This is a genomic window from Paractinoplanes toevensis, from assembly GCF_018332695.1.
GTDB classification, from domain to species: Bacteria; Actinomycetota; Actinomycetes; order Mycobacteriales; family Micromonosporaceae; genus Actinoplanes; species Actinoplanes toevensis.
The window spans coordinates 89,310-114,794 of the sequence record NZ_BOQN01000118.1 but is presented as its reverse complement, the minus strand read 5'-3'; the positions used below and the strand labels follow the sequence as shown (position 1 = coordinate 114,794).

Sequence of the window (25,485 nt, the reverse complement as noted above, 5' to 3'; positions counted from 1 at the left end):
AACGATAGTGCGGGGGACTGACATGATTACCCGACCGGAGGTCCGTTGCCGCCGCCACGGCGTCGGACCTCCGGCCTTTCCCGCTACGCCTTGACGATGCTGTCGCCGTCCACCTTGACCTTCGTCTCGGCCAGCGCCTTGGTGGCCGGCCCGGTGGTCGGCTCGCCGGTCTCGATGGAGAACTTGCTGCCGTGGCACGGGCAGGTGATCACCCCGCCGTCCACCTTGCTGACGTCGCAGCCGGCGTGCGTGCAGACCTTGCTGAACGCCTTGAACGTGCCGGCCACCGGCTGGGTGATCACGAAGTCGCCGGAGATGACGCCGCCGCCCTCCGGCACGTCGGCCGTCGACGCCAGGGCGCTGCCGCCGGTCGCACCCGCGGTGCTGCCGGTGCCGCCGCCGGCCTCGGCACTGCCGGCCGGGGCCGGGTCGTTGCTGAACCCGCTGCCGTTGGTGTTGGTGCTGCTGGTGCCGCAGGCGGCCAGGACCGCGGTGGCACCGGCCGCGCCGGCGCCGAGCAGGACGAGCCGGCGCGTCGAGGCCGTGCCCGTGCGGCCCGGCGGCTCCTCGGTGGGGAGCGCGTTGTCGGTCCTCGTCTGCACGTCTGTCATCGGTTAGCCCTCCAGTGCATGTCCGCGCTAGTGGTCACGCGGCGTCGCAGATGTGTACGCGGTCATGGCCGAGCCGGTTCAGGGGTTCGGCGAAATTGTCCGCTGAAAGTGCGGTTCTTTCCTGGTATTTGGGCGCCTTTGCCCGGCGCCTTTCCCCGTTGTTTACACACGGAACGGCGCCCGGTCGAGCCTATGGACCCGACCCGGCGCCGTTGCTATGAGTCACCTGTGACCTTGCTGGAACTTTACGCTTCAAGCACCCGTCAGACCGCGGCTTTGGCCCGTGACCTGGTCGCGCGGGGTTTGGTGGCGGTTTTCGGCGCGGCGGTGCCGTTGGCCTTGGCCGCCCGGGCAGTTGCCGCGGCTGCCCCGGCCGGCTCGCCCTCCAGGCCCAGCATGTGCCGCAGGAACTGGCCGGTGTGGCTCTCCGGCACCTCGGCCAACTCCTCCGGCGTGCCGGTGGCCAGCACCAGGCCGCCCTTGCTGCCGCCCTCCGGACCCATGTCGATGAGCCAGTCGGCCGTCTTGATCACGTCGAGGTTGTGCTCGATGGTGATCACCGTGTTGCCCTTGTCGACCAGGCCGTTGAGCACCAGCAGCAGCTTGCGGATGTCCTCGAAGTGCAGGCCGGTGGTCGGCTCGTCGAGCACGTAGACCGTCCGGCCGGTGGACCGCTTCTGCAGCTCGGAGGCGAGCTTGACGCGCTGCGCCTCACCACCGGACAGGGTCGGGGCCGGCTGGCCCAGCCGGACGTAGCCGAGGCCGACGTCGACCAGCGTCTTGAGGTGCCGGTGGATCGACGTGATCGGCTCGAAGAAGGTCGCGGCCTCCTCGATCGGCATCTCCAGCACCTCGGAGATCGTCTTGCCCTTGTAGTGCACCTCGAGGGTCTCCCGGTTGTACCGCGCCCCCTTGCACACCTCGCAGGGGACGTAGACGTCCGGCAGGAAGTTCATCTCGATCTTGATCGTCCCGTCGCCCGCGCAGTTCTCGCAGCGGCCGCCCTTGACGTTGAACGAGAACCGGCCCGGGCCGTAGCCGCGCACCTTGGCCTCGACCGTCTCCGCGAACAGCTTGCGGATGTTGTCGAACACGCCGGTGTACGTCGCGGGGTTGGACCGCGGGGTGCGCCCGATCGGCGACTGGTCGACGCCCACCACCTTGTCGACGTTCTCCAGGCCGGTGATGCGGGTGTGCCGGCCGGGCACCATCCGGGCGCCGTTCACCTGGTTGGCCAGCACCGTGTAGAGGATGTCGTTGACCAGGGTGGACTTGCCCGAGCCGCTGACCCCGGTGACCGCGATGAACTGGCCGAGCGGGAAGCCGACGGTCAGCCCGCGCAGGTTGTGCTCGCGGGCGCCCTGCACCACCAGCTCCCGGCCGGCGGTCTGCGGGCGGCGGGTGCGCGGCGTCGGGATCGACCGGCGGCCGGAGAGGTAGGCGCCGGTGGGCGACTCCTCGTTGGCCAGCAGGCCCTCGACCGAGCCGCTGTGCACGATCTTGCCGCCGTGCTCGCCGGCGCCCGGTCCGATGTCGACGATCCAGTCGGCGGTGCGGATGGTGTCCTCGTCGTGCTCGACCACGATCAGCGTGTTGCCCAGCTTCTTGAGCCGGACCAGGGTCTCGATCAGCCGGTGGTTGTCGCGCTGGTGCAGGCCGATCGACGGCTCGTCCAGCACGTAGAGCACGCCGACCAGGCCGGAGCCGATCTGGGTGGCCAGCCGGATGCGCTGCGCCTCACCGCCGGACAGGGTGCCGGCGCCGCGGTCGAGGGACAGGTATTCGAGGCCGACGTCGACCAGGAAGCGCAGCCGGGCGTTGATCTCCTTGAGCACCCGCTCGGCGATCATCTTCTGCCGGTCGTCGAGCTCGATGGTGGCCAGCAGCTCGGCGCAGTCCCCGATCGACAGGTTGCAGACCTCGGCGATGCTCTTGCCGGCGATCGTCACGGCCAGCACCTCGGGCTTGAGGCGGGTGCCGCCGCAGACCGGGCACGGCACGTCGCGCATGTAGCCTTCGTACTTGTCGCGGGACCAGTCGCTCTCGGTGTCGTTGTGCCGGCGCTCGATCCACTGGATCACGCCCTCGAACCCGGTGTAGTAGGAGCGCTCCCGCCCGTACTTGTTGCGGTAGCGGACGTGGACCTGGTCCTCCGAGCCGTACAGGATCGTCTTCTGCGCGCGGGCCGGCAGCTGCCGCCACGGCATGTCGATCGAGAACTTCTCGGCGTTGGCCAGGGCCTCGAGCAGACGCAGGAAGTACTCCTGGGTCTGGCCGCCCGACCACGGCTGGATCGCGCCCTCGCGGAGGCTGCGCTCCACGTCCGGGATGATCAGCTCGGGGTCGACCTCCTTCTTCGTCCCGAGGCCGGTGCACTCGGGGCAGGCGCCGTAGGGCGCGTTGAAGGAGAACACCCGGGGTTCGAGGTCCTCGATCGCCAGCGGGTGGTCGTTGGGACAGGCCAGGTGCTCGGAGAAGCGGCGCTCGCGGGCCGGGTCGCCCTCCGGCTGGTCGACGAAGTCGAGCAGCACGATGCCGCCGGCCAAGCCGAGGGCGGCCTCGACCGAGTCGGTCAGGCGCTGCTTGCTGGACGCCTTGACGCTGAGCCGGTCGATCACCACCTCGATGGTGTGTTTCTCCTGCTTCTTCAGCTTCGGCGGCTCGGTGAGCGGGTGCACCACGCCGTCGACCCGGGCCCGGGCGTAACCCTTGGCCTGCAGCTCGGCGAACAGATCGACATATTCCCCCTTGCGGCCGCGGATCACCGGGGCGAGCACCATGAAGCGGGTGCCCTCGTCCATGGCGAGGACCCGGTCGACGATCTGCTGCGGGGTCTGCTTGCTGATCCGCTCGCCGCAGACCGGGCAGTGCGGGATGCCGGTGCGGGCGAAGAGCAGGCGAAGGTAGTCGTAGACCTCGGTGATCGTGCCCACGGTCGAGCGCGGGTTGCGCGAGGTCGACTTCTGGTCGATCGAGACGGCCGGCGACAGGCCCTCGATGAAGTCGACGTCGGGCTTGTCCATCTGCCCGAGGAACTGCCGGGCGTACGACGACAGCGACTCCACATATCTCCGCTGGCCCTCGGCGAAGATCGTGTCGAACGCGAGGCTGGACTTGCCCGAGCCGGAGAGTCCGGTGAAGACGATCATCGCGTCGCGGGGCAGGTCGAGGTTGACGTCACGCAGATTGTGTTCGCGCGCGCCTCGAATGATCAAACGGTCGGCCACCAGCCAGCCTCTCCGTACAGGTGTATGAGTCGAGCAAAGCCGCGGCCACTCTAGCCATGGGGTACGACAAGTTTTCGCCGGAAACGGCCTGCCTCCGTGCAGCGCCTGTCACATGACGCACATTCCCGCAGTTCAGACCGGGCTAACTCACTCGGTCGAGGGAACCGGGAGATAGCGTACGTCCCAGATCTGGACACCGCCCACCAGCTGCGGCGGGCCCAGGGCGTCGGTCAAGGTCGCCAGCAGGGCATCGCCGTTGCGGCTGTTCGGCACCAGCACGACCACCGCGGCCCGCCAGAAGATCAGGTCCTGCCGGATCCGGATCCGCATGGTGTCGGTCACGGTCGGCCGCTGGCCGTACTCGCGGACCCGCCACAGCAGGCTGGATGTGTATCGGACGGGGGCGCTCCACGAGCCGGTGTCGTCGGCCGGCGGGTCGACCGGGCCCATGAAGTAGCCGCGCGGCGACCGGTACGCGAGGTTGGACAGGGTGACCCAGCGCATCCCGGTGCGGCCGGTGGTCACGTCCGGCAGCGGCACGGTCACCAGGCTGCGGTCGTCCGCGACGTACTGCTGGTAGATGCCCTCGGTCAGGAACGGCGGCAGCGGCTCGCCCGCGACCACCGGCAGCGGTTTCGGCGCCAGCGGCACCAGCGCCAGCACCAGGCCGGTGACGAACCAGCGGCGGCCTTTGACCGACATCGCCGGCATCCGGTCGGCGGCCATCGCCAGCAGCACCCCGGCGATCGTCGCGGGCACCATCGCGAACCGGGTCACGCTCACCAGGTCGATGATCGGCACGTGGCTGACCAGGCCGAACGGCAGCGGGATGGAGGTGTCGTGACCGGCCACCCGCAGCCGCGGGCCCATCGACACCAGCAGCAGCACCAGGGCGGAGATCGCCGCGGACCGGGCCGCCACCGAGCGCCACAGCACCACCACCGAGACCACGATCATGACCAGGCCGACCGGCCCGAAGAACGTGTTGTCCTCGGTCGCGCTGACGCTCAGGTGCCGGGTCAGCGCCGCGTAACCGGCCAGCGACTGCCGCGCGAACGCGCCCACCGACAGCAGGTCGGTGACGTACTCGTCCGGCGAGAACGGCTGGCCGTGGTAACTGCCGGTGCGGAAGAACTGGTAGTGCAGCGGGTAGGCGAGCAGGGCGAGTGAGGACAGGGCCGCGACCCCGAGACCGGCCAGGAAGTGCCGCGCGTCGCGCTTGGCTTGCGGCCAGGCCATGGCCGCGTACGCGACGACGAACACGCCCAGGGCCAGCGCGGTGAAGAGCAGCGACTCCTCGTTGATGAAGACCTGCAGCACGATCAGCGCGGTGAGGGTGAGCCCGCCCCGGATCGCCCGGCCCGGCTCACGCAGCCGCAGCACCTGCAGCACGATGAACGGGATCACGAACTGGCAGACGAAGTTCACGTGCCCGTTCGCGTGCGACACCATGGTCGGCGCGAAGCCGCACCAGAGCCCGCCGAGCCAGGCCGCGACCCGGCTGGTCACCAGGTGCCGGGACAACACCCAATACCAGGCCCAGGCGGTGGCGGCCAGGCCCAGGGTGAGCAGCAGCGCGACCGACACGCCGGCGCCGAGGAAGTGGGTGATCGGTGACACCGGCAGGGTCAGCGCCAGCATCGCCGTGTTGGCCATCATGTTCACGCCGTCCGGCACGTTCAGCCGGTCGGACCAGAACGGGCTGTCGCCGTGGAAGATCACCCGCTCGCCGTGCGCCAGCATGAACAGCATCACGCCGTGGTCGTCGTCGTTGCTGGCCAGCACCCGGCCGTTGGGGTCGCGCCAGAGCTGGCTCATCACCAGCAGCGACAGGACGACATAGTTCAGCAGCGACCACAGGTCGGCGCGCCGGCGCGGCACGGTGGCCGGCTCCGGCGGCTCGGGGACAGCCTGCTCCTCGACCACCTCGTCCACCGCGCGCATCGGAGCATTCTTGCAGACCAGCCGGTCAGCTCCGGCGTCGGCGTTGACCGGCGGCCGCGGTCAGGCGGGCCTGCCGGCGGGCGCTCTCCACCTCGACCTCGTGGTGCAGCTTGCGCCAGCTGGCCAGCCGGCGCGGGGCGAGCGAGCCGTTGGCGAGGGCGGCGGCGACCGCGCAGCCCGGTTCGGCGCCGTGCCGGCAGTCGCCGAACCGGCAGTGCGCGGCCAGCTCGGCGATGTCGGCGAAGGCCCGGTCGAGCCCGTCGGCCGTGTCGAGCAGGCCGACGCCCCGGATGCCCGGGGTGTCGAGGACCGCGCCGCCGCCGGGCAGTGGGACGAGGTTGCGGTAGGCAGTGGTGTGCCGGCCCTTGCCGTCGGCGTCCCGGGTCGCCTGCACCGGCATCACGGCCGTCCCGGTCAGGGCGTTGACCAGGGTCGACTTGCCGGCCCCGGAACGGCCCAGCAGGGCCAGGGTGCGGCCGTCGGCCACGTACGGCCGGAGTTTCTCGACGCCGGCCCGGCCGCGCGTGCTGACCGCGACCACCGGCACGCCCGGCGCGAGCTCGGCGAGCTGCCGGGCCACCGCGTCCGGATCGCGTGAGGTGTCGCTCTTGCTCAGGATGAGCAGCGGTTTCGCCCCCGATTCCCAGGCCAGGGCGAGCAGCCGCTCGATCCGGGCGTCGTCCGGTTCGGGGTGGATCGGTTCGACCACGGCGACGGTGTCCATATTGGCGGCCAGCAGCTGGCCGGTGGCGTCCTTGTCCGAGGTGCGGCGGATCAACGCGGTGCGCCGGGGCAGCACCAGCTCGATCGTCACCCGGCGGTCGGGCCAGCGGCGGGTCACCACCCAGTCGCCGGCGCAGGGCAGGTTGACCGGGTCCTGCGCGGCGCCGAGCAGCACACTGCCGGCCAGGGTGGCCCGGGTGACGCCGTTCTCCCCGAGCACGGTGCAGACGCCGCGGTCGGCGCGCAGCACCCGGGCCGGCGCGGCGTCGGGGCGGTCGAAGGGACGATACGAGGATGCGAAGGTGTCGTCCCACCCGAGGTGGGACAGGGCGTGCGACATGGGAACCCTTTACGGGAGGGGAGGCCGGGCCTCCGGGTGAAGGGACGCATCACGGTCGAAGAGCACGTTCCTCACCTCCCCGCGGGTCGATCGGCGCGTCTGCCACCGACGGTACGACGGCCACTACACCAGCGAAAGCGAATTCCGGGCCGATAGGGTTGGCCGCGTGACCGCGACATCTTTGTCATGCTCTCCTGGCCCTCGCTGCGCTCGGTGCAGTCGCTCATGACCATGGACCCGCTCGTTCTGCTCACCGACGTCGACCGCGCCACGGATTCGCTGGTCCGGACGGCGTCGGACCTCGACCCCACGGTGATCTCGCAGCCGTCGCTGCTGCCCGGCTGGACGGTGGGGCACGTGCTGACCCACGTCGCCCGCAACGCCGACGCGTACACCCGGCTGCTCACCGGCGCCCGCACCGGCTCCCCCGCCGAGGGCTACGCGCCGGGCCAGCGGGGCGCCGACATCGAGGCCGGGGCGACCCGGCCGCTGCGCGAGCAGATCGCCGACATCCGCGAGTCGCACGAGCGGTTCGCCGACGCGGGCGCCGCCATGCCGGCCGAGGCGTGGACGGTCCACCTCGATTTCCTCAAGGCGCCGGCCGCCGTGGTGCCGTGGGCGCGGCTGCGCGAGGTCGAGGTCCACCACGTCGATCTGGCCCTGTCCTACACACCGGCCGACTGGTCCGACGCGTTCGCGCAGCGCCTGCTCAAGGAGCTGGTCACCGGCCTGGACGGTCCGGCCATGGTGCTGCGGCCGTTCGGCCTCGAGCACGCCCTGACCATCGGCGACGCCGCCGACCCGCCGGTGATCGGCGGCCCCACCAAGTCGATCGCCGCCTGGCTGTCCGGCCGTGGTGACGGCGCCGACCTGACCGTCTCGCCGGACGGCCAGCTCCCCGCTCCCGGAAGGTGGAAATGACCGTGGCCTACACCGGCGACGTGACCCGGGGCGGCGTCCCCGCCACCCGCACCCTCGACCACCTGACCGTCACGAAGATCTCGGTCGGCCCGATGGACAACAACGCCTACCTGCTGCGCTGCGGCGACGAGCAGGTGCTGATCGACGCCGCGAACGACGCGCCGGCCCTGCTGGAGCTGATCGGCCCGGCCGGGCTGAGCACTGTGGTCACCACCCACCGGCACGGCGACCACTGGCAGGCCCTGTCCGCGGTGGTCGAGGCGACCGGCGCCCGGTCCCTCGCGCACGCCGACGACGCGGCCGAGATCCCGGTGGTCACCGGCACCCTGGCCGACGGTGACAAGGTCGCGGTCGGTGAGTGCGAGCTCGAGGTGATCCACATCGTGGGCCACACGCCCGGCTCGATCGCCCTGCTCTACCGCGACCCGAACGGCCACGGCCACCTGTGGACCGGCGACTCCCTCTTCCCGGGCGGCGTCGGCAACACCCAGAAGGACCCGGCCCGGTTCGCCTCGCTGATCGACGACGTCGAGCACAAGCTGTTCGACCGGCTCCCCGACGACACCTGGTTCTACCCGGGCCACGGCAAGGACTCCACCCTCGGCAACGAGCGCCCGCACCTCGCGGAGTGGCGCGAACGCGGCTGGTGATGCAACAGATTCGGTACCGCCCGTGTAATCAGCATGTGAGCCGATTCCCGGGTGCCGACTTCGAGGCCTACGTGCGCGAGGTCAGTCCCGGGCTGCTCCGCTTCGCGCACGTCCTCACCCTGCACCGCGCCGAGGCCGAGGATCTGGCCCAGGAGGCCCTGATCCGGGTCGGCCTGGCCTGGTCGCGGGTGCGGCGGGACGGCAACCCGGTCGGCTACGCCCAGCGCACGCTGCTCAACCTCTTCCTCAACAAGCGCCGGCGCCGCGGCGACATCCCGGTCGCGGCGGTGCCCGATCGGCCCGGGGAGGACGCCGGGTTCGCGGCCGTGGACGCCTTCGACGGCGTACGGGATCTGCTCGCCGCCCTGCCGCCCAAGCAGCGGGCCGCGGTCGCCCTGCGCTACGTCCTGGATCTGCCGGACGAGCAGATCGGTGAGCTGCTCGGGTGCAGTCCGCAGACCGTCCGTTCGCAGGTGTCCCGGGGCCTCGCGGCCCTGCGCGCCCAGGAGGGATCCCGATGAGCTGGGATATTCCGGTCACCGACCATTTCGTGCGGAACGTCAGCCGGGGTGTCCGGCGGCGCCGTCTGCTGCGCCGGGCCGCGGCGGGCGCGGCGGTGCTGCTCGCGGCCGGCGGCCTCACGCTCGCGGTGCGGGGCACGAACGATCCACGTCCGGCGGTCGTCGCGCCCGCGATCGGGCAGGTGCTGGACGGCTTTCAGATCACCTGGCTGCCCGACGGAGTCACCCGCACCGGCCCGGACAGCACCTCGCGGCGGGGCCTGACCAGCGAGGACGTTACCGCCGGCGAGCCCGGCATCGGCATCGCCAGCCGCCGCTTCGACCGGGGCACCGGCATCGGGATGTGGGTGACCGTCCTGCGGCCGGAGACCGGCGCCACCACCGAGCAGGTGCGCGACTGGGCGGCCGGCGCGAACGAGACGGTGCGCACGTTCGCCGTCCCGGCCGGCGACGCCGAGCTGCTGACCTACACCGGCAGCGAGGTCACCACCTACACGGCGGTGATCACCACCCCGGAAGGGGCGGTGATCACCGTGGAGGCCAACGCGGCGTTCCCGGCGGCCGAGGTCGAGTCGGTCGCGCGCGGGATCACCCGTTAGCCGACGCCCTGGACCGCGCCCGGCAGGACGTGCAGGCCCGCGCCGAATTCGACGATGTCGTCGGTGGTCCAGCCGCTCGCGTCCCAGATCTGCGCCAGCAGCCAGATCCCGTCGGGCTGCTGCACCCAGAGGTTGCGGGTGTCGCCGCCGTCGGTGGGTGTGTTGATCACGCCCGGCTTGCCGGCGACCGTCACGGTCGTGCCGGTCGGGGTGCTCTTGTCGTCCTTCGACTGCAGCATCACGGCGATCTTGCCGACGAAGCTGTTGACGTCCTTGTCCTTGAAGCCGGTCGGGGCGATCGTCAGCACCGATTCGCTGACGCCCTGCAGCTCCCAGCCGGCCGGCACCTTGTCGATCGTGAAGCCCTTGGGCTGCTCACCGTGGTAGGCGACGAGCTTGGCGGTGCTCACGGTCGATGTCCCGGCCGGGGCGGCCTCGGTGGTCGGCGCGGTGGCCTGGTTGGTCGTGCCGTAGGCGACCACGGCGGCGAGCGCGGCCACGGCGAAGACCGAGGCACCCGCTCCCTGGAACGCGCGGCGGCGGCGCAGGGCCCGCTTGCCGCGGGTGAGGTCGGCGTCCGCCTGCTCGGCCGAGGGTGCGCCGGACGGCCCGGCGATCTGGGACAGACGGTGGTGCAGATCCATCATCGGATCACTCCTGTCAGGGGAAGGTTCATGACCGCCCGGAGCCGGTCGAGGGCCCGGGCGGTCTGGCTCTTCACCGTGCCTTCGGAACATCCGAGGGCGTCGGCGGTGTCGGCGACGTCCAGGTCGTAGAAGTAGCGGAACACCAGCGCGGCCCGCATCTTCGGCGGCAGCTCGCCCAACGCGGCACGCAGCCCGTCGGTGCGGTCGTCCGGGTCCGTCGACGCGGCGTGCGGGCGGTCCGGCAGCTCGGCCACCGGCCGTTCGTGGCGGCGCCACCACCGACGCTTCTCGTCGGTAAGGGCGTTCACCAGGGTGCGGCGCAGATAACCGTCCGGGTTGTCCGCGCGCCGGAACGCCGGCCAGGCGACATAAAGCTTGGTCAGGGTGGCTTGGACCAGATCCTCGGCCAGATGTCCGTCACCCGCCGTCAGCAAAGTCGCCGTACGCACCAACCCGGCGCGCTTCTCAAGCACGAAGCTGTGGAACTGCTCGTCACGCTCTGTCATTCACGTGCCCTCCTTCGCTCTCACAGCCCCATGACGACCGGCAGCCGGGATCGGTTGCATGGGCGCGAAGATATACAGTTCCGCAAATCCCGGTGAAACAGCGGCTACCTAGCGTGTTCGCATGGCCGACATCACCTCGAGCACGCCACAGGACCTGGTCGAAGCCGCCGGCATGCCGGTCGGCAGCGGCGTCATCAAGCCGGAGTACGACCTCCGGCTCACCAACGAAGACCTCGCACCGCTGAAGGATCAGCACTGGGGTTCCTACAACATCTTCGCGTTCTGGATGTCCGACGTGCACAGCGTCGGCGGGTACGTGACGGCGGGCAGCCTGTTCGCCCTGGGCCTGTCCAGCTGGCAGGTGCTGGTCTCGCTGGTCGTGGGAATCACGATCGTCTACTTCTTCTGCAACCTGGTGGCCAAGCCGTCGCAGCAGACCGGGGTGCCCTACCCGGTGATCAACCGGGCGGCGTTCGGGGTGCTCGGCGCGAACGTGCCGGCGATCATCCGGGGCGCTATCGCGGTGGCCTGGTACGGCATCCAGACGTACCTCGCCTCGGCCGCCCTTGATGTCGTCGTTCTGAAGCTGTGGCCGTCACTCGCGCCGTACGCGGATGTCGACCTGCACGGCTTCCTGGGTCTGCCGACGCTCGGCTGGTGCACCTACGCGATCCTGTGGGTGCTGCAGGCCGCGGTGTTCTGGACCGGCATGGAGACGATCCGCCGGTTCATCGACTTCTGCGGCCCGGCCGTCTACGTCGTGATGTTCCTGCTCGCCGGTTACCTCATCTACAAGGCGGGCTGGGGTTCGATCAACCTGTCGCTGGGCGACGTGAAGTACCACGGCTGGGACGCCCTGCCGATCATGCTGGGGGCGATCGCCCTGGTCGTCTCGTACTTCTCCGGGCCGATGCTGAACTTCGGCGACTTCTCCCGTTACGGCAAGTCGTTCAAGGCGGTCAAGACCGGCAATCTGCTCGGGCTGCCGCTGAACTTCCTGATGTTCTCGATCCTGGTGGTGGTGACCGCGTCGCTGACCATCCCGGTCTTCGGCGAGCTGATCACCGACCCGGTCACCACGGTGGCCCGGATCGACAGCACCTTCGCGATCGTGCTGGGCGCGCTGACGTTCGCGATCGCCACGATCGGCATCAACATCGTGGCCAACTTCATCTCCCCGGCGTTCGACTTCTCCAACGTCTCGCCGCAGCGGATCAGCTGGCGGGCCGGCGGCATGATCGCCGCGGTCGGCTCGGTGCTGATCACGCCGTGGAACCTCTACAACAACCCGGACGTCATCCACTACACGCTGGAAACCCTGGGCGCCTTCATCGGCCCGCTGTTCGGGGTGCTGATCGCCGACTACTACCTGGTCCGCAAGCAGCAGGTCGAGGTCGACGACCTGTTCACGATGAAGCCGACCGGCCGGTACTACTACCGCAAGGGCGTCAACCCGGCGGCCGTCATCGCCACCGCGGTCGGCGCGGTCGTCGCGATGATCCCGGTGCTGTGGACCGGCGGCCCGCACATGCACACCATCGCCCAGTACAGCTGGTTCATCGGCATGGGCCTCGGCTTCCTGGTCTATCTCGCACTGACCGTCCGCAGCCGGGTGGAAGAGCCGGTCTGATGCACATCCGGGTCGTCAACCCCAACACCACGGAGTCGATGACCGCACTGATCGAGGTGACCGCCCGGGCCGTGACCGGCCCGGGCGTCACCCTGGACGCGGTCACCGCGCCGATGGGCCCGGCGTCGATCGAAAGCCATTACGACGAGGCACTGGCGGTGCCCGGCCTGCTCGCGGCGGTCGCGCAGGGTGAACGGGACGGCATCGACGGGTACGTAGTGGCCTGCTTCGGCGATCCCGGCCTGGACGCCGCCCGGGAACTGGCGAACGGCCCGGTGGTCGGCATCGCCGAGGCCGCCATGCACGCGGCGACGCTGGTCGGCCGGGGGTTCAGCGTGGTGACCACGCTGGACCGGACCCGCGGCCGGGCACTGGACCTGGCCGCTCGTTATGCCCCGGCCGGGGCCTGCCGCGGGGTGTACGCCTGCGACATCCCGGTGCTGGCCCTGGAGAGCGACCCCACCGTCCTGAAGCGGGTGGTGGGGCTGGCCCGGGTCGCGCTGGAGCGGGACGGCTCCGACGTGATCGTGCTGGGCTGCGCGGGGATGGCGGACCTGTGCGCGGCCGCCACCGCCGAGCTCGGCGTGCCGGTCATCGACGGGGTCGCCGCCGCCACGCTGCTCGTCCAGGCCTTGGTCACGATGTCGGTGACGACGTCCCGGCGCGGCGAATACGCCTCGCCACCGGCCAAGCCGTACACCGGAATGCTGTTGCCCTTTGGTCTTTAACCGGACAAGGTGGGCGACATCGGTGGCGGTCAACCTGCACGATGGACGGGTGAGCGTCAAGGGATACCAGGAACGGTTCGACCGGCACACCGCCGACTGGCGAACCACCGACCAGGGCGGCGACGGCAACAGCGTCGAGGTGGCCCTGCTGCCGGACGGCGGGTGGGCGGTGCGTGACTCGCGCGAGCCGGACGGCCCGATCCTGTTCTTCACGCCGGCCGAGGTGGACGCGTTCGTGGCCGGCGTGAAGGACGGTGAGTTCGACACCTAGGCATTTGCCCGTTTTGCCAACTCGGACCGAGGGTAAGAGCGGGGCATGCCTGATCCAGATCGTTACCCACCGCTCGATCCTGGCGCCCCGATCCCCGACGACCCGGGTGAACTCTCCCCGGACACCCCGGAGACCCTGCCACCGGCCCGGGTCGAACCGATGGGCCCCGACCCGGACCCGATCGGCGTACCCATCCCGGGCCCGGACCCGGACGGCGTACCCGAACCGGCCTGATTCTCGGCGGGCTCGAAGAGCCCGGTGTCGTGCGGCAACGCACCGATCGCCGTCTGCAGCCGGTGGTGATGCTCGGCGAACACCGCCGTGAGTGCCTCGGCGTCGCGGGCCCGGAACGCGGCCAGCATGCCGGCGTGATCGGCGTGCAGCAGCGCTCGTCTCTCGCCGTCGAGGTGCGTCATCGGCTGCAGCGGCTCGGTCATGTTCCAGGCGGCGTCGAGCATGTGCAACAGCCGGCGCATCCGGCACGGCCGCAGCAGCGCCAGGTGGAAACGGCGGCTCTCCCGGTGGTAGAGCCGCCCGTCGTAGGCGCTGATCGCCGCGTCCAGCGCACCGAGCGCGGCCAGCGCCTGCCGGTCGTCGTCCTCGCCGGCCAGCTCGACGGCGGCCCGCAGCGCGGCCGTCTCGAGCGCCTCCCGCACCAGGTAGATCTCGGTGAACTCGGCCGCGGTCATGGTCGCCACCCGGTAACCGCCGTTCGGCCGGTGATCGACCAGCCCCTCGCCGATCAAGGTCATCAGGGCTTCGCGTACGGGTATGCGGCTCACCCCGAACGCGGCCGCCACCGCGTCGACCGGTATTGCCGAGCCGGGCGGCACCTCCCCGTCCAGGATGATGCCGCGCAGCTCGTCCAGAACGCCACCGAGCGGACGCCCGCCCAGCCGCGAGATCAGAATCGACCGGCGGCGAGGACCTGACATGCCCGGACCCTAAACCGCTCCGGTTACAGCGCCGCTACGACGGCGGCGGACTCGACCGGAATCGAGAACATCGGGAAGTCGTAGGCGATCGCGTTGTCGTGTTCCTCCGGTGACGTCGCCGCCATGCAGTCGGTGAGGGTGATGACGCGGTACCCGTTCTCGTAGGCGCTGCGCATCGTGGACTCGACACAGCAGTTGGTCAGGAACCCGCCCAGGATGACCGTCTCGATGCCCTTGCTGCGCAGGATGAAGTCGAGGTTGGTGCTGGCGAACGTGTCCAGCCCCCGCTTGCCCTCGATGACGATGTCGCCGTCGGCCGGGGTGAGCTGGTCGACGATCGCCGCGCCCCAGGTGCCCTTAACGAACGCGTTACCGTCCACGACGCCCTTGAGGATCCCGTACGGATGGCGGGTCAGCTCCCCGAACCCGGGGGCGAACGTGATCGGCGCGTGCATGATGGTCACCCCGGCCGCCCGGGCCGCCGCCACCAGCGCCACCGTCTTGGCCAGCATGCCGGTCTTGTCCATCACCGGCGCCACCGCGCCGTGCAGCACGCCGCCCTCGGTGGTGAACTCGTTCTGGAACTCGATCAGCACGACCGCCGTCCTCGCCGGATCGAACTGCAGCGTCTCCGCCATCGCACGCCTCCTGTGGCCCTCGTCACTCTTCTCGCCAGGCTAGGCTCTCCACGAGGGCAAAGACCAGGAGGCCGGCGTGGAGATGCGGCACGATCCGAGTTGGGGCCGGCCCCCGCAGAACGAGCCCGTGCCGGGCCCCGGCCTGCCCGCCTGGCTCGAGGAACGGCTATTCGACCAGCGCATCGTCATGATCCGCGGCCATCTCAGCAACGAGGCCGCCACCGGCATCTCGGCGGCCCTGCTCACCCTCGACGCGGCCGGCCCCGCCCCGGTCCAGCTGCACGTGGCCGGCGACGGCGGCGACCTGAGCGCCGCGCTCACCGTCATCGACGTGATCGACACGATGACCGCCCCGGTGCATGCCCTGGTCACCGCGCAGGCGGCCGGCGCGGTGGTGGCCGTGCTCGCCGCCGCCGACAAGCGCACCGCCTACCGGCACGCCCGGTTCAAGCTGACCGAGCCGCGCGCCGCCGGGGTCACCGGCACCGCCGACGAGGTGACCCGGGCCGCCGGCCAGCACCTGCGTGAGCTGGAGGAGATCGTGCTGCGCCTGGTCGAGGTAACCGGCCAGCCCCGCAGCCGGATCGAGGACGACCTGTCCTCGGGCCGCATCCTCAGCGCCCAGGAGGCCGTGGAGTACGGCCTGATCGACGAGATCGTCGGCAAGGCATGAAAAAGCCCCCGGGGTCGACCCCGGGGGCTTTCGCAAAAGCTACTGCGCGACCTTGACACCCATCGAGCGGGCGGTGCCGGCCACGATCTGGATCGCGGCGTCGACGTCGTTCGCGTTCAGGTCGGGGAGCTTGCGCTCGGCGATCTCCTTGACCTGGGTGGTGCTCAGGGTGCCGACGGTCTGGGTCAGCGGGTTGGACGCGCCGGACTGGATCCCCAGAGCCTTGCGGATCAGGAAGCTGGTCGGCGGCGTCTTGTAGACCAGCGTGTGGCTGCGGTCCTCGTAGACGGACACGACGACCGGGATGATCTCGCCCCGGTTCTTCGAGGTGGCCTCGTCGTACTCCACCTTCACGGCCCGCATGTTGGCCCCGGTCGGACCAAGCATCTTGCCGAGGTCGACCATCGCGGCGTTACCCGCCTCAAGCGCGAGGGTTACCTCATGGGTCTTTTTCTTGGGCGGCATTGCGTAGGGCTCCTTAGGGTGAGCTGCAAGCTTTGAAAGTGCAGCTCGCCAGCATCATCAACACACGACTAACCCGAGGACCCTACTACAGGCCCCGGGCGCACGACAAAAAGTGTAGCTCGGCGGCTCAGTACTTATCGCACTGGCACCGGGTCATCAACGAGCGGACCGCCGCCACGTACTCCGGGTTGGGCAACGTCTTGCTCTCCGCGGCCGCTTCGATGCCGCCCTGGCCCGCGTTGTAGCCCGAGATCACCACGTTGAGCAGGCACCACGACGAATGCGTCTTGCACTTGCTCGCGCTCAGGTTGTAGTTGGCGCCCGGGAAGTACTTGTCGCCGGCCCACTTGGTCAGCCACGCCACGTAGTTGGCTCCCACGTAAGCGTTGTCCTGGAACAACGCCGGGTTGTAGGCCAGCCCGAACCGCTGGTTGATCATCTCCACCGTGGCCGGCATGACCTGCATGACCCCGGCCCCGCCGTCACAGTTGTGGATGTTGCTCTGCCAGCCGCTCTCCTGCCAGGCCACCGCCTTGAGCAGCGGATAGTTGAGCTTGAGCTGGGGCGCCTCGGTGTTCCAGTAGGTGCGCCCGGCGGCCGCCTTCAGCGCGACCTTGATCGTGCCCTTCGGCACGGCCTTGGTCTTGTCGTAGTGCGCGCAGTCGGGAAGCTGGCTCCAGAACGCCGGCTGGGTCGGCTCGGCCGTCTTCGGCTTCTTCTTCTTTGTCGGCGTGGGTGACGGCGTCGTCGGCTCCGGCTCCGGCGTCGGTGACTCGGTTTCCAGGTCGAAGGTCGGCTCGGCGGACGGCGTCACGGCCGCGGCCACATCGTCATCCTTGTTGCCGGTCAGCCCGCACCCGGCCGCGACGATCAAGGCGACCACCGCCGCAAGCACTTTCCATCGATGCGTCATCGACGACCACCTTCCCCGTGAACCCGCCGCCGACGAACGCTAACAGCCCCCACCCAAGATCCGCTGCCCGGCGATTACGGACAAACAACCCGAGTTCCGCGGTCACACCCCGGACCCACCCCAGCAACCAAGACCGGGGACAATAGAGCTATGCAGACCCGCACCGACCTACGCAACGTCGCCATCATCGCTCACGTCGACCATGGCAAAACCACCCTGGTCGACGCCATGCTGCGCCAGGGGAGCCAGTCCCACGCGCGTGGCGAGATGGCCGACCGCGCCATGGACTCCATGGACCTGGAGCGGGAAAAGGGCATCACCATTCTCGCCAAGAACACGGCGATCAGCTATCAGCCCGCCGAGGGTGGCCCGGTCACCATCAACATCATCGACACCCCGGGTCACGCCGACTTCGGCGGTGAGGTCGAGCGCGGCCTCACCATGGTCGACGGCGTCGCCCTGCTGGTCGACGCCTCCGAGGGCCCGCTCCCGCAGACCCGCTTCGTGCTGCGCAAGGCGCTGCACGCCAAGCTCCCGATCATCCTGATCATCAACAAGGTCGACCGTCCCGACGCCCGGATCAAAGAGGTCGTCGACGAGACCTACGAGCTCTTCCTCGACCTCGACGCCGACGAGCACCAGATCGAGTTCCCGATCGTCTACGCGTGTGCCCGCGACGGCATCGCCTCGCTGAACATGCCCAAGGACGGCACCGTCCCCGAGGACGCCACCGACCTGTCGGTCCTGTTCAAGACGATCCTCGAGACGATCCCGGCCCCGACCTACACCGAGGGCGCCCCGCTCCAGGCCCACGTCGTCAACCTCGACTCGTCCAACTTCCTGGGCCGGCTCGCGCTCTGCCGCGTGCACGAGGGCACGATCCGCAAGGGCCAGACCGTGGCTTGGTGCAAGACCGACGGCACGGTCAGCAACGTCCGCATCTCCGAGCTGCTCATCACCGAGGGTCTCGAGCGCAAGCCGGCCGAGAGCGCCGGCCCCGGCGACATCATGGCCATCGCCGGCATCTCCGACATCATGATCGGCGAGACGCTGGCCGACGCGGAAAATCCGATCCCCCTGCCGCTGATCACCGTCGACGAGCCGGCCATCTCGATGGTCCTCGGCACCAACACGTCGCCCCTGGTCGGCAAGGTCAAGGGCGGCAAGGTCACGGCCCGCATGGTCAAGGACCGCCTCGACCGCGAACTGGTCGGTAACGTCTCGCTGCGGGTTCTCCCGACCGAGCGCCCCGACGCCTGGGAGGTCCAGGGCCGCGGCGAGCTCGCCCTGGCCATCCTGGTCGAGCAGATGCGCCGCGAGTCCTACGAACTCACCGTGGGCAAGCCGCAGGTGGTCACGAAGACCATCGACGGCAAGATCCACGAGCCGGTAGAGCGCCTCACGATCGACGCCCCGGACGAATACATGGGCGCCATCACCACCCTGCTGTCGACCCGCAAGGGCCGGATGGAAGAGCTGATCAACCACGGCACCGGCTGGCTGCGCATGGAGTGGCTGGTCCCGGCGCGCGGCCTGATCGGCTTCCGCACCGAGTTCCTCACCGAGACCCGCGGCACCGGCATCATGCACCACCTCTTCGAGGACTACGAGCCCTGGTTCGGCGAGCTGCGCACCCGCAGCAACGGCTCCCTGGTCGCCGACCGGGCCGGCGTGGTCACCGCGTTCGCGATGACCAACCTCCAGGAGCGCGGCCAGCTCTTCGTCGAGCCGACCACCGAGGTCTACGAAGGCATGATCGTCGGTGAGAACTCGCGCCAGGACGACATGGACGTCAACATCACCAAGGAGAAGAAGCTGACGAACATGCGTCAGTCGACCTCCGACGAGACCGAGAAACTGATCCCGCCGCGCAAGCTGTCGCTGGAGCAGGCCCTCGAGTTCTGCCGCGAGGACGAGTGCGTCGAGGTCACCCCGGCCGCGGTCCGCATCCGCAAGGTCGTCCTCGACCAGCAGACCCGAGGCCGGGCCGCGGCCCGCCGCAAACACCAGTAACAATTATCGGTACGCCGTAGGGGTGCCCCAACCGCACGGTGGGGCACCGCCGCCACAACGCCGCCCGCCCGGTGGTCGCGCTTCCCAGCGCGACCATCGGGCGGTGTGCGTTTCTAGGCTTTCGAGTCGACTAACGCGCGCTTGCGGTCCCGGGACGATTTCACCAGGCTGGCGACGGTCGCGATGCCGAGCGTGCCGATGATGACCAGCAGCGACAGCCAGATCGGGATCTCCGGCGCCCAGTGCACGCCCTCGCCACCGTTGATGAACGGCAGGCTGTTGGTGTGCAGGGCCTCGAGGAACAGCTTCACACCGATGAAGGCCAGCACCGCGGCCAGGCCGTAGTTCAGGTACACCAGGCGTTCCAGCAGGCCACCCAGCAGGAAGTAGAGCTGGCGCAGGCCCATCAGGGCGAAGATGTTCGCCGTGAAGACCAGGTAGGGCTCCTTGGTGATGCCGAAGATCGCCGGGATCGAGTCCAGGGCGAACAGCAGATCGGTGGTGCCGATCGCGATCGTCACGATCAGCAGCGGCGTGAACATCCGCTTCCCCACCGACGTGACCGTCATCATCCGGCCGTCACCGAACGAGTTCGACACCGGCAGCACCTTCTTGGCCCACCGGATCAGAACGTTCTCGTTGAAGTCGTCCGCGTCGTTCTCCCCCTCCTTCAGCAGGTTGATCGCCGTGTAGACGAGGAACGCGCCGAAGATGTAGAAGACCCACGAGAACTGGGCGATGAGGGCGGCACCGGCCGCGATGAACAGGCCGCGCATCACCAGCGCCAGCACGATGCCGATGAGCAGCACCTTCTGCTGGAACTGCCGGGGCACGGAGAACCGGGCCATGATGATCACGAAGACGAAGAGGTTGTCCACGGACAGCGAGTACTCGGTCAGCCACCCCGTGTAGAACTCACCCGCGTACCGCCCACCCGCGGTGATCCAGACACCGATCCCGAAGACGACCGCCAGCCCGACATACAGGGCCACCCACCCACCGGACTCCTTCACGGAGGGCTCATGCGGCCGCCGGCCGATGATCAGCAGATCAACGGCGAGAACGGCGATGAGGGCGACCAGTGTGGCAATCCACACCCAGGCGGACACAGACAACGAGGACCTCCGGCAGACACGGTGCGACCCCGCACCCACTTGAGCGGGCGCAGCGACGGTACGGCTGTCGGAGGTCTCTTCCGCCGCCCTGGAGCGACCGCCGGCCCCGGGTAGCCCGTAAGGGCATTCCGTGTTGACGAGACCGGCACGAGGGAATACTCCCCTCCTACGGCAGCCATTGTGTCTCATGACGAGACGCAACGGCAGGGCACCCCGGGAATCGTGTCCAGCCTCTCGGCCGAACCGCCCTCCCGAACATGTTCCTACCGCCAGCGTAACGCCTACTCGGGACTTCGCAGCTATACAGAGTTCCCTGCTGCCGCCGATTGACCAGGTAATACGGCACGCTATCGAGGGTTGACGGGGTGACCAGGCCCACGGACAGGCGAGACGTCCTAGGAGGCTAGCTCAATTGCCGCTCGCTGAAACCGGGCCCGGCGCCCACGATCCACGAATCCGAGTCCGCGGTAGAGCGCCGCGGCCCCCGGGTTGTTGACGTTGACGTTGAGCCAAGCCTCGGTGCCACCGGCCGCGGCCATCCGGCCCAGCGACTCCCGCACCAGGGCCGCCCCGAGTCCGCGCCCGCGCGCCCTGGGCAACACCCCGACCTGCACGATCCACCCCACCGCCGCAGTAACAAAGCCGACGTCCCCACCGGAATCGGCAACCAGAACCGACCACGCCGCCCGAAACTCGTCATCCTCGTCATGCTCAGCGATCCACGAGGCGGCCGACTCCCCCGAAAACCCAGGCCGATCCCGAAACGCGCCCACATAAACCCGGTGAAACCGCTCCGCCGTCCGACCAGACCATTCAAAAAGCTCAACCCCGCCCGGCCAACCAGCCGGCCCGACCCCACTCCGCCGATCACCAGGCTCAACCCCATTCGGCTGATGGGCATGCTCAGCTACAACCGGCCGGCCAGCAGGCTCAAACCCTGCCCGCCGAGCGGCAAATTCAGCTGCGCTTGGCCGATCGAGATGCTCAATCACACCCGAGCGGCCGGCAAGCTCACGCCCTCCCTGCTGAGCGGCAGACTGAGCTACACCCGGCCGATCGGCAGGCTCAGACCCGGCCGGTCCTTCGGCGAGATCGACTTCGCCCGGGCGCGCGGTAGCCGGCAACGGCCCGGTCAGCCCGATGCGCATGACGTCCTCGGCGAACGTCTGCACCAACCCCCGCGAGGCGAACAGCGCCGCACCCGCCTCGGTCAACGACTCCGTCTCGACGGTGACCGGCTTGCCGCCGGCCAGTGAGAGTCCGTGGTCGAGCACCCGCGCACCCAGCCCACGCCCCCGAACCGCCGGATCAACCAGCCCGGTCACGATGACGCCGTCTCCCGAGGGGCACACCGCCCCGGCCGCCACCAGCCGCCCGTCCACCGGCTGCCGAAGCCCGAACGTCACGCCCTCCGGGACCGCCCAACGACGGCGGAGAAACCACGGCTCGACGGCGAGCGGCATGCCACCGTCGGCCCGCAGGCACCGCTCGGCCAGCCCGATCAGATCCGGCCCGACCACATCGGCCCCGGCCGAGCTGACCCCGGCCTGGCCGGTCACGCCCAAGGCGGCCACAGCCGCGTCAGTCACACCCTGACCAGGCACGGCCGAAGCGGGCGCCGCCTCGTCGCGCGCGGCCGAAGCACCCCGGCCAGGCACGGCCGAAGCAGCCACGCCCTGACCGGACGCGGCCGAAGCAGTCACGCCCTGGCCGGGGCCGTCCGGTGTTGTTCGAGGTTGGTCGTCCGCGGAGGTCACGCGGGCGAGGTTAGCGAAAGCTCCTACTTCACGCCTGCCATATCCATGCCGCGCAGTTCCTTCTTCAGCTCGGACATCTCGTCGCGGATTCGGGCCGCCAGCTCGAACTGCAGCTCGCGGGCCGCGGCCAGCATCTGGTCGTTGAGGTCCTGGATGAGCTGGGCCAGCTCGGCCCGGGCCATGCCCTCGCGGGCCGTGCCGTTCGACGCGCGCGCCTTCGACCTGGTCTCGGGGACCGGGGCCTTGCCGCGGGAGACCTGCCGGCCGCCGCCGCCGACCATCGCGCCGACCGTCGCCTCGGTGTCCTCCGACTCGCGGTAGATGTCGTCGAGGATGTCGTGGATCTTCTTGCGCAGGGCGGTCGGGGTGATGCCGTTGGCCTCGTTGTGGGCGATCTGCTTGTCGCGGCGCCGGTCGGTCTCCTCGATGGCGTCCCGCATCGACGGGGTGACCTTGTCCGCATACATATGGACCTCGCCGGAGACGTTTCGCGCGGCCCGGCCGATGGTCTGGATGAGTGACCGGCCGCTGCGCAGGAAGCCCTCCTTGTCGGCGTCGAGGATCGCCACCAGCGACACCTCGGGCAGGTCGAGGCCCTCGCGCAGCAGGTTGATGCCGACCAGCACGTCGTAGTCGCCCTTGCGCAGCTCCTTGAGCAGCTCGACCCGGCGCAGGGTGTCCACCTCGGAGTGCAGGTAGCGCACCCGGATGCCGTTCTCCAGGAGGTAGTCGGTCAGGTCCTCGGACATCTTCTTGGTCAGCGTGGTGACCAGGACCCGCTCGTTGCGCTCGGTGCGCAACCGGATCTCGTGCATCAGGTCGTCGATCTGGCCCTTGGTCGGCTTGACCACCACCTGCGGGTCGACCAGCCCGGTGGGGCGGATGACCTGCTCGACGAACTCGCCCTGGGCCTGCTGCATCTCCCACGGGCCGGGGGTGGCCGACAGGAACACCATCTGACCGACCCGCTCGAGGAACTCGTCGAACCGCAGCGGCCGGTTGTCGGCCGCGCTCGGCAACCGGAAGCCGTGCTCGATGAGGATCCGCTTCCGCGACGCGTCGCCCTCGTACATCCCGCCGATCTGCGGGATGGTCTGGTGCGACTCGTCGATGACCGTGACGAAGTCGTCGGGGAAGTAGTCGAGCAGGGTGTAGGACGGCTCGCCGGGACTGCGGCCGTCCATGTGCATCGAGTAGTTCTCGATGCCGTTGCAGAAGCCGACCTGCCGCATCATCTCGATGTCGTAGGTCGTGCGCATCCGCAACCGCTGCGCCTCGAGCAGCTTGCCCTGCCGGTCGAGCTCGGCCAGTCGCTCTTCGAGCTCGGCCTCGATGCCGTGGATCGCCCGCTCCATCCGCTCGGCGCCGGCCACGTAGTGCGTGGCCGGGAAGATGATCAGCTCGTCGACCTCGCGGACCACCTCGCCGGTGAGCGGGTGCAGGTAATACAGCTTTTCCACCTCGTCGCCGAACAACTCGACGCGGATGGCCAGCTCCTCGTAGGCCGGGATGATCTCCAGCGTGTCGCCCCGGACCCGGAACGTGCCGCGCTGGAAGGCCATGTCGTTACGCGAATACTGGATGTCGACCAGGCGGCGCAGCAGCTTGTCGCGGTCGGTCTCCTGACCGACCTTGAGCTTGACCGCGGTCTCCACATATTCCTGCGGGGTGCCGAGGCCGTAGATCGCGCTCACCGTCGCCACGACGATCACGTCGCGGCGGGTCAGCAGCGACATGGTGGCCGAGTGCCGCAGCCGCTCGACCTCCTCGTTGACCGACGAGTCCTTCTCGATGTAGGTGTCGGTCTGGGCGATGTAAGCCTCGGGCTGGTAGTAGTCGTAGTAACTGACGAAGTATTCGACCGCGTTGTTGGGCAGCAGCTCGCGGAACTCCTTGGCCAGCTGCGCGCAGAGCGTCTTGTTGGGCGCGATCACGAGCGCGGGGCGCTGCAACCGCTCGATGAGCCACGCGGTGGTCGCGCTCTTGCCGGTGCCGGTCGCGCCGAGCAGCACCGTGTGGCGGTCGCCCTGGCGCACCCGGCGCTCGAGCTCGTCGATGGCCGCCGGCTGGTCTCCGGCGGGCTGGAATTCGCTGATGACCTCGAAGCGGCCGTCGAGCAATGGGATGTCGAACGCCATGGCCACAACGGTACGTCGGGGGTATGACAAGTTCCGGTCGACGGCGTGCGGAGGGTGCACATTCCGTCCCGGTGAATGCCGTTGTTCGCGCTTGCGGCCCTCGCCTAACCTGTTCGGGTAGGCCGCTCGCGGCGGCCGACCGGCATCGATACCGGGCCACCACACGGCCCGCTCGACCGGCCCGCGGTCGTTGCGCCCCGGCACTCCCGGCGCGCGCACCCGCGGTGGTCGCGCTATGCGCTGACCGGCCGCCGCGAGCGCCCTTCTTTCATCACTGCCCGGGGCACCAGCCGGTCGACTCCGCCCAGTCGTCGGCCGCCTGTGCCTCCGCGTCGAACCACGGCTCCTTCGCCTCGCCGTACGCATATCGGTCGGTGTGTTCGGCCGCCCAGGCCGCCTTCGCCGCCGTGTATTCGTCTCGCGCGGCCGGCACGGCTCGCAGGTGATCTCGCATGAGCAGGGCGAAACGCCAGCCGGGCGACCCGCTGACCCGCACGTGCAGGTGGACCGGCCGCCCGGGATCGGCGGTGCCGTGCAGCCGCTTCGGCCAGGTCTGGCCGGGCAGCCCGCGCGCGTTGTCGAACCACTCCCCCGACCGCCGCGGGAAGCCGGCCTGCCCGAGCCGGGCGGCCAGCGCGTCCGCCTCGTCGAGCGTCCGCACGGCCAGCATGAGGTCGATGATGTCCTTGGCCGGCAGCCCCGGCACCGCGGTCGATCCGATGTGCGTCACGGCCGCCTCGGCGCCGATCGCGTGCCGGATCCGGGCGATCAGCCGGTCCGCCTGCGCCGGCCAGGTCGGGTCGGGTTCGACGAGGCGCAGTTCCGGGCCCAGCCGGGCGGCCGTGCCGAGCCGCACGTGCTCCTCGAAGGGGCGCAGCCGCTCCCGGACCAGAAGATCGACTCGGGCGTGCAGGTCGTCGAGGGTGCCGTTGTTCTCCAGCAGGACGTCGGCGGCGGCTCGGCGCTGCTCGTCGTCGGCCTGCGCGGCGATCCGCGCGGCCGCCTGGTCGGCGGTCATCCCGCGCGTCTCTTCGAGACGGCGGATGCGCCGGTCACGGTCGGCTTCGACCACGATCACCAGATGGTACGAGGGTGCCTGCCCGGTCTCCACCAACAGCGGTACGTCGTTGACGAGGATCGCATCGACCGGGGCAGCATGCGCCAGCTCGACCGCACGCGAGCGTACCCGTGGGTGAATGATCTGTTCGAGCTTCCGCCGTGCCTCGTCGTCGCCGAAGACCCTGGCGCCCAGCGCCGGCCGGTCGAGATCGCCGGCGGGCGTGAGCACGCCGGCGCCGAAGGCGTCGACCACCTCGGCCAGACCGGAGGTGCCCGCCGCCACGACCTCGCGGGCCAGCACGTCGGAGTCGACGAGCACCGCACCATTGGCGACCAGCCGCTTCGCGACCGCGCTCTTGCCCGCACCGATCCCGCCGGTAAGCCCCACCTTCAGCACGCGCCAAGTATCGCCGGTCAGCCCGCCCGGCGCCCGCCCGGGAACGGCGAAAGGCCGCCCCGAC

At 69.7% G+C, this 25,485-nt stretch carries 23 protein-coding genes; 9 read left to right on the top strand and 14 right to left on the bottom strand.

From position 1 onward, the window contains the following. Positions 1 to 83 precede the first annotated feature (83 nt). The 4 genes from Ato02nite_RS41150 to rsgA form a co-directional block, all read right to left on the bottom strand. Positions 84 to 611: a Rieske (2Fe-2S) protein gene (locus Ato02nite_RS41150; RefSeq protein WP_213012118.1), complete on the bottom strand. Its 528-nt coding sequence runs from the start codon at positions 609 to 611 to the stop codon at positions 84 to 86. A 263-nt stretch (positions 612 to 874) separates the two neighbouring features. Beyond that, positions 875 to 3,838, bottom strand: a complete 2,964-nt coding sequence (gene uvrA / locus Ato02nite_RS41145; RefSeq protein ID WP_213012117.1) for an excinuclease ABC subunit UvrA — start codon at positions 3,836 to 3,838, stop codon at positions 875 to 877. Between the two features lie 147 nt (positions 3,839 to 3,985). Continuing rightward, positions 3,986 to 5,782 carry a hypothetical protein gene (locus Ato02nite_RS41140; protein WP_213012116.1) on the bottom strand — a complete coding sequence of 599 codons (1,797 nt, stop codon included), beginning with the start codon at positions 5,780 to 5,782 and terminating at the stop codon, positions 3,986 to 3,988. A gap of 25 nt (positions 5,783 to 5,807) precedes the next feature. After that, a complete protein-coding gene (rsgA, locus tag Ato02nite_RS41135; RefSeq protein ID WP_213012115.1) occupies positions 5,808 to 6,845 on the bottom strand; it encodes a ribosome small subunit-dependent GTPase A in 1,038 nt (345 codons plus the stop codon). A 225-nt stretch (positions 6,846 to 7,070) separates the two neighbouring features. Between rsgA and Ato02nite_RS41130 the strand changes: the two genes are divergently transcribed. The 4 genes from Ato02nite_RS41130 (at position 7,071) to Ato02nite_RS41115 (ending at position 9,536) form a co-directional block, all read left to right on the top strand. Next, the gene (locus tag Ato02nite_RS41130; protein WP_213012148.1) at positions 7,071 to 7,766 is read left to right on the top strand and encodes a maleylpyruvate isomerase family mycothiol-dependent enzyme; all 696 of its coding nucleotides are present in this window, start codon (positions 7,071 to 7,073) and stop codon (positions 7,764 to 7,766) included. Positions 7,767 to 7,768: 2 nt separating this feature from the next. Then, on the top strand, positions 7,769 to 8,416 hold the full coding sequence (locus Ato02nite_RS41125; protein WP_213012149.1) for an MBL fold metallo-hydrolase: 648 nt from the start codon (positions 7,769 to 7,771) through the stop codon (positions 8,414 to 8,416). A 71-nt stretch (positions 8,417 to 8,487) separates the two neighbouring features. Next, the gene (locus Ato02nite_RS41120; protein ID WP_246608024.1) at positions 8,488 to 8,937 is read left to right on the top strand and encodes a SigE family RNA polymerase sigma factor; all 450 of its coding nucleotides are present in this window, start codon (positions 8,488 to 8,490) and stop codon (positions 8,935 to 8,937) included. Beyond that, entirely contained in the window at positions 8,934 to 9,536 is a 603-nt protein-coding gene (locus Ato02nite_RS41115; protein ID WP_213012113.1) for a hypothetical protein, read from the top strand. Before Ato02nite_RS41120 ends, Ato02nite_RS41115 begins: the two co-directional genes overlap by 4 nt. Here Ato02nite_RS41115 and Ato02nite_RS41110 read toward each other — a convergent pair. Beyond that, positions 9,533 to 10,183, bottom strand: coding sequence for a hypothetical protein (locus tag Ato02nite_RS41110; protein WP_213012112.1), 651 nt, complete (start codon positions 10,181 to 10,183; stop codon positions 9,533 to 9,535). The genes Ato02nite_RS41115 and Ato02nite_RS41110 overlap by 4 nt on opposite strands. After that, on the bottom strand, positions 10,180 to 10,689 hold the full coding sequence (locus Ato02nite_RS41105) for a SigE family RNA polymerase sigma factor (RefSeq protein ID WP_203807756.1): 510 nt from the start codon (positions 10,687 to 10,689) through the stop codon (positions 10,180 to 10,182). Before Ato02nite_RS41105 ends, Ato02nite_RS41110 begins: the two co-directional genes overlap by 4 nt. A gap of 121 nt (positions 10,690 to 10,810) precedes the next feature. On the opposite strand from Ato02nite_RS41105, the gene Ato02nite_RS41100 reads away from it, so the two are divergent. The 3 genes from Ato02nite_RS41100 to Ato02nite_RS41090 are packed head-to-tail and all read left to right on the top strand — an operon-like array spanning position 10,811 to position 13,318. Continuing rightward, positions 10,811 to 12,319 carry an NCS1 family nucleobase:cation symporter-1 gene (locus tag Ato02nite_RS41100; protein WP_246608019.1) on the top strand — a complete coding sequence of 503 codons (1,509 nt, stop codon included), beginning with the start codon at positions 10,811 to 10,813 and terminating at the stop codon, positions 12,317 to 12,319. Then, the gene (locus tag Ato02nite_RS41095) at positions 12,319 to 13,047 is read left to right on the top strand and encodes an aspartate/glutamate racemase family protein (protein ID WP_213012111.1); all 729 of its coding nucleotides are present in this window, start codon (positions 12,319 to 12,321) and stop codon (positions 13,045 to 13,047) included. Before Ato02nite_RS41100 ends, Ato02nite_RS41095 begins: the two co-directional genes overlap by 1 nt. Before the next feature lie 49 nt (positions 13,048 to 13,096). Beyond that, complete coding sequence (locus tag Ato02nite_RS41090) at positions 13,097 to 13,318, top strand: DUF397 domain-containing protein (protein WP_213012110.1); 222 nt, start codon at positions 13,097 to 13,099, stop codon at positions 13,316 to 13,318. A 62-nt stretch (positions 13,319 to 13,380) separates the two neighbouring features. On the opposite strand, the gene Ato02nite_RS41085 is transcribed toward Ato02nite_RS41090, so the two are convergent. Both Ato02nite_RS41085 and Ato02nite_RS41080 read right to left on the bottom strand, forming a co-directional pair. Next, positions 13,381 to 14,253, bottom strand: a complete 873-nt coding sequence (locus Ato02nite_RS41085) for a GntR family transcriptional regulator (protein WP_246608018.1) — start codon at positions 14,251 to 14,253, stop codon at positions 13,381 to 13,383. A gap of 23 nt (positions 14,254 to 14,276) precedes the next feature. Next, positions 14,277 to 14,891, bottom strand: coding sequence for a cysteine hydrolase family protein (locus tag Ato02nite_RS41080; RefSeq protein ID WP_213012109.1), 615 nt, complete (start codon positions 14,889 to 14,891; stop codon positions 14,277 to 14,279). An 82-nt stretch (positions 14,892 to 14,973) separates the two neighbouring features. On the opposite strand from Ato02nite_RS41080, the gene Ato02nite_RS41075 reads away from it, so the two are divergent. Then, on the top strand, positions 14,974 to 15,564 hold the full coding sequence (locus Ato02nite_RS41075; protein WP_246608023.1) for an ATP-dependent Clp protease proteolytic subunit: 591 nt from the start codon (positions 14,974 to 14,976) through the stop codon (positions 15,562 to 15,564). A gap of 39 nt (positions 15,565 to 15,603) precedes the next feature. Here Ato02nite_RS41075 and Ato02nite_RS41070 read toward each other — a convergent pair whose 3' ends face one another. Both Ato02nite_RS41070 and Ato02nite_RS41065 read right to left on the bottom strand, forming a co-directional pair. Continuing rightward, entirely contained in the window at positions 15,604 to 16,029 is a 426-nt protein-coding gene (locus Ato02nite_RS41070; protein WP_213012107.1) for an uL11 family ribosomal protein, read from the bottom strand. Positions 16,030 to 16,156: 127 nt separating this feature from the next. Beyond that, on the bottom strand, positions 16,157 to 16,942 hold the full coding sequence (locus Ato02nite_RS41065; RefSeq protein ID WP_213012106.1) for a lytic transglycosylase domain-containing protein: 786 nt from the start codon (positions 16,940 to 16,942) through the stop codon (positions 16,157 to 16,159). A gap of 150 nt (positions 16,943 to 17,092) precedes the next feature. Between Ato02nite_RS41065 and typA the strand changes: the two genes are divergently transcribed. Next, a complete protein-coding gene (gene typA, locus Ato02nite_RS41060) occupies positions 17,093 to 18,955 on the top strand; it encodes a translational GTPase TypA (protein ID WP_213012105.1) in 1,863 nt (620 codons plus the stop codon). A gap of 113 nt (positions 18,956 to 19,068) precedes the next feature. On the opposite strand, the gene Ato02nite_RS41055 is transcribed toward typA, so the two are convergent. From Ato02nite_RS41055 to coaE, 4 genes are all read right to left on the bottom strand, one after another. Continuing rightward, positions 19,069 to 20,064 (bottom strand): TerC family protein, encoded by a 996-nt coding sequence (locus Ato02nite_RS41055; RefSeq protein WP_213012104.1) that lies wholly within the window; start codon positions 20,062 to 20,064, stop codon positions 19,069 to 19,071. A 401-nt stretch (positions 20,065 to 20,465) separates the two neighbouring features. After that, positions 20,466 to 21,827, bottom strand: coding sequence for a GNAT family N-acetyltransferase (locus Ato02nite_RS41050; RefSeq protein WP_213012103.1), 1,362 nt, complete (start codon positions 21,825 to 21,827; stop codon positions 20,466 to 20,468). A gap of 23 nt (positions 21,828 to 21,850) precedes the next feature. Then, a complete protein-coding gene (uvrB, locus tag Ato02nite_RS41045; protein ID WP_213012102.1) occupies positions 21,851 to 23,965 on the bottom strand; it encodes an excinuclease ABC subunit UvrB in 2,115 nt (704 codons plus the stop codon). Between the two features lie 271 nt (positions 23,966 to 24,236). Next, positions 24,237 to 25,421, bottom strand: coding sequence for a dephospho-CoA kinase (gene coaE, locus Ato02nite_RS41040; protein ID WP_213012101.1), 1,185 nt, complete (start codon positions 25,419 to 25,421; stop codon positions 24,237 to 24,239). Between the last annotated feature and the right edge of the window lie 64 nt (positions 25,422 to 25,485).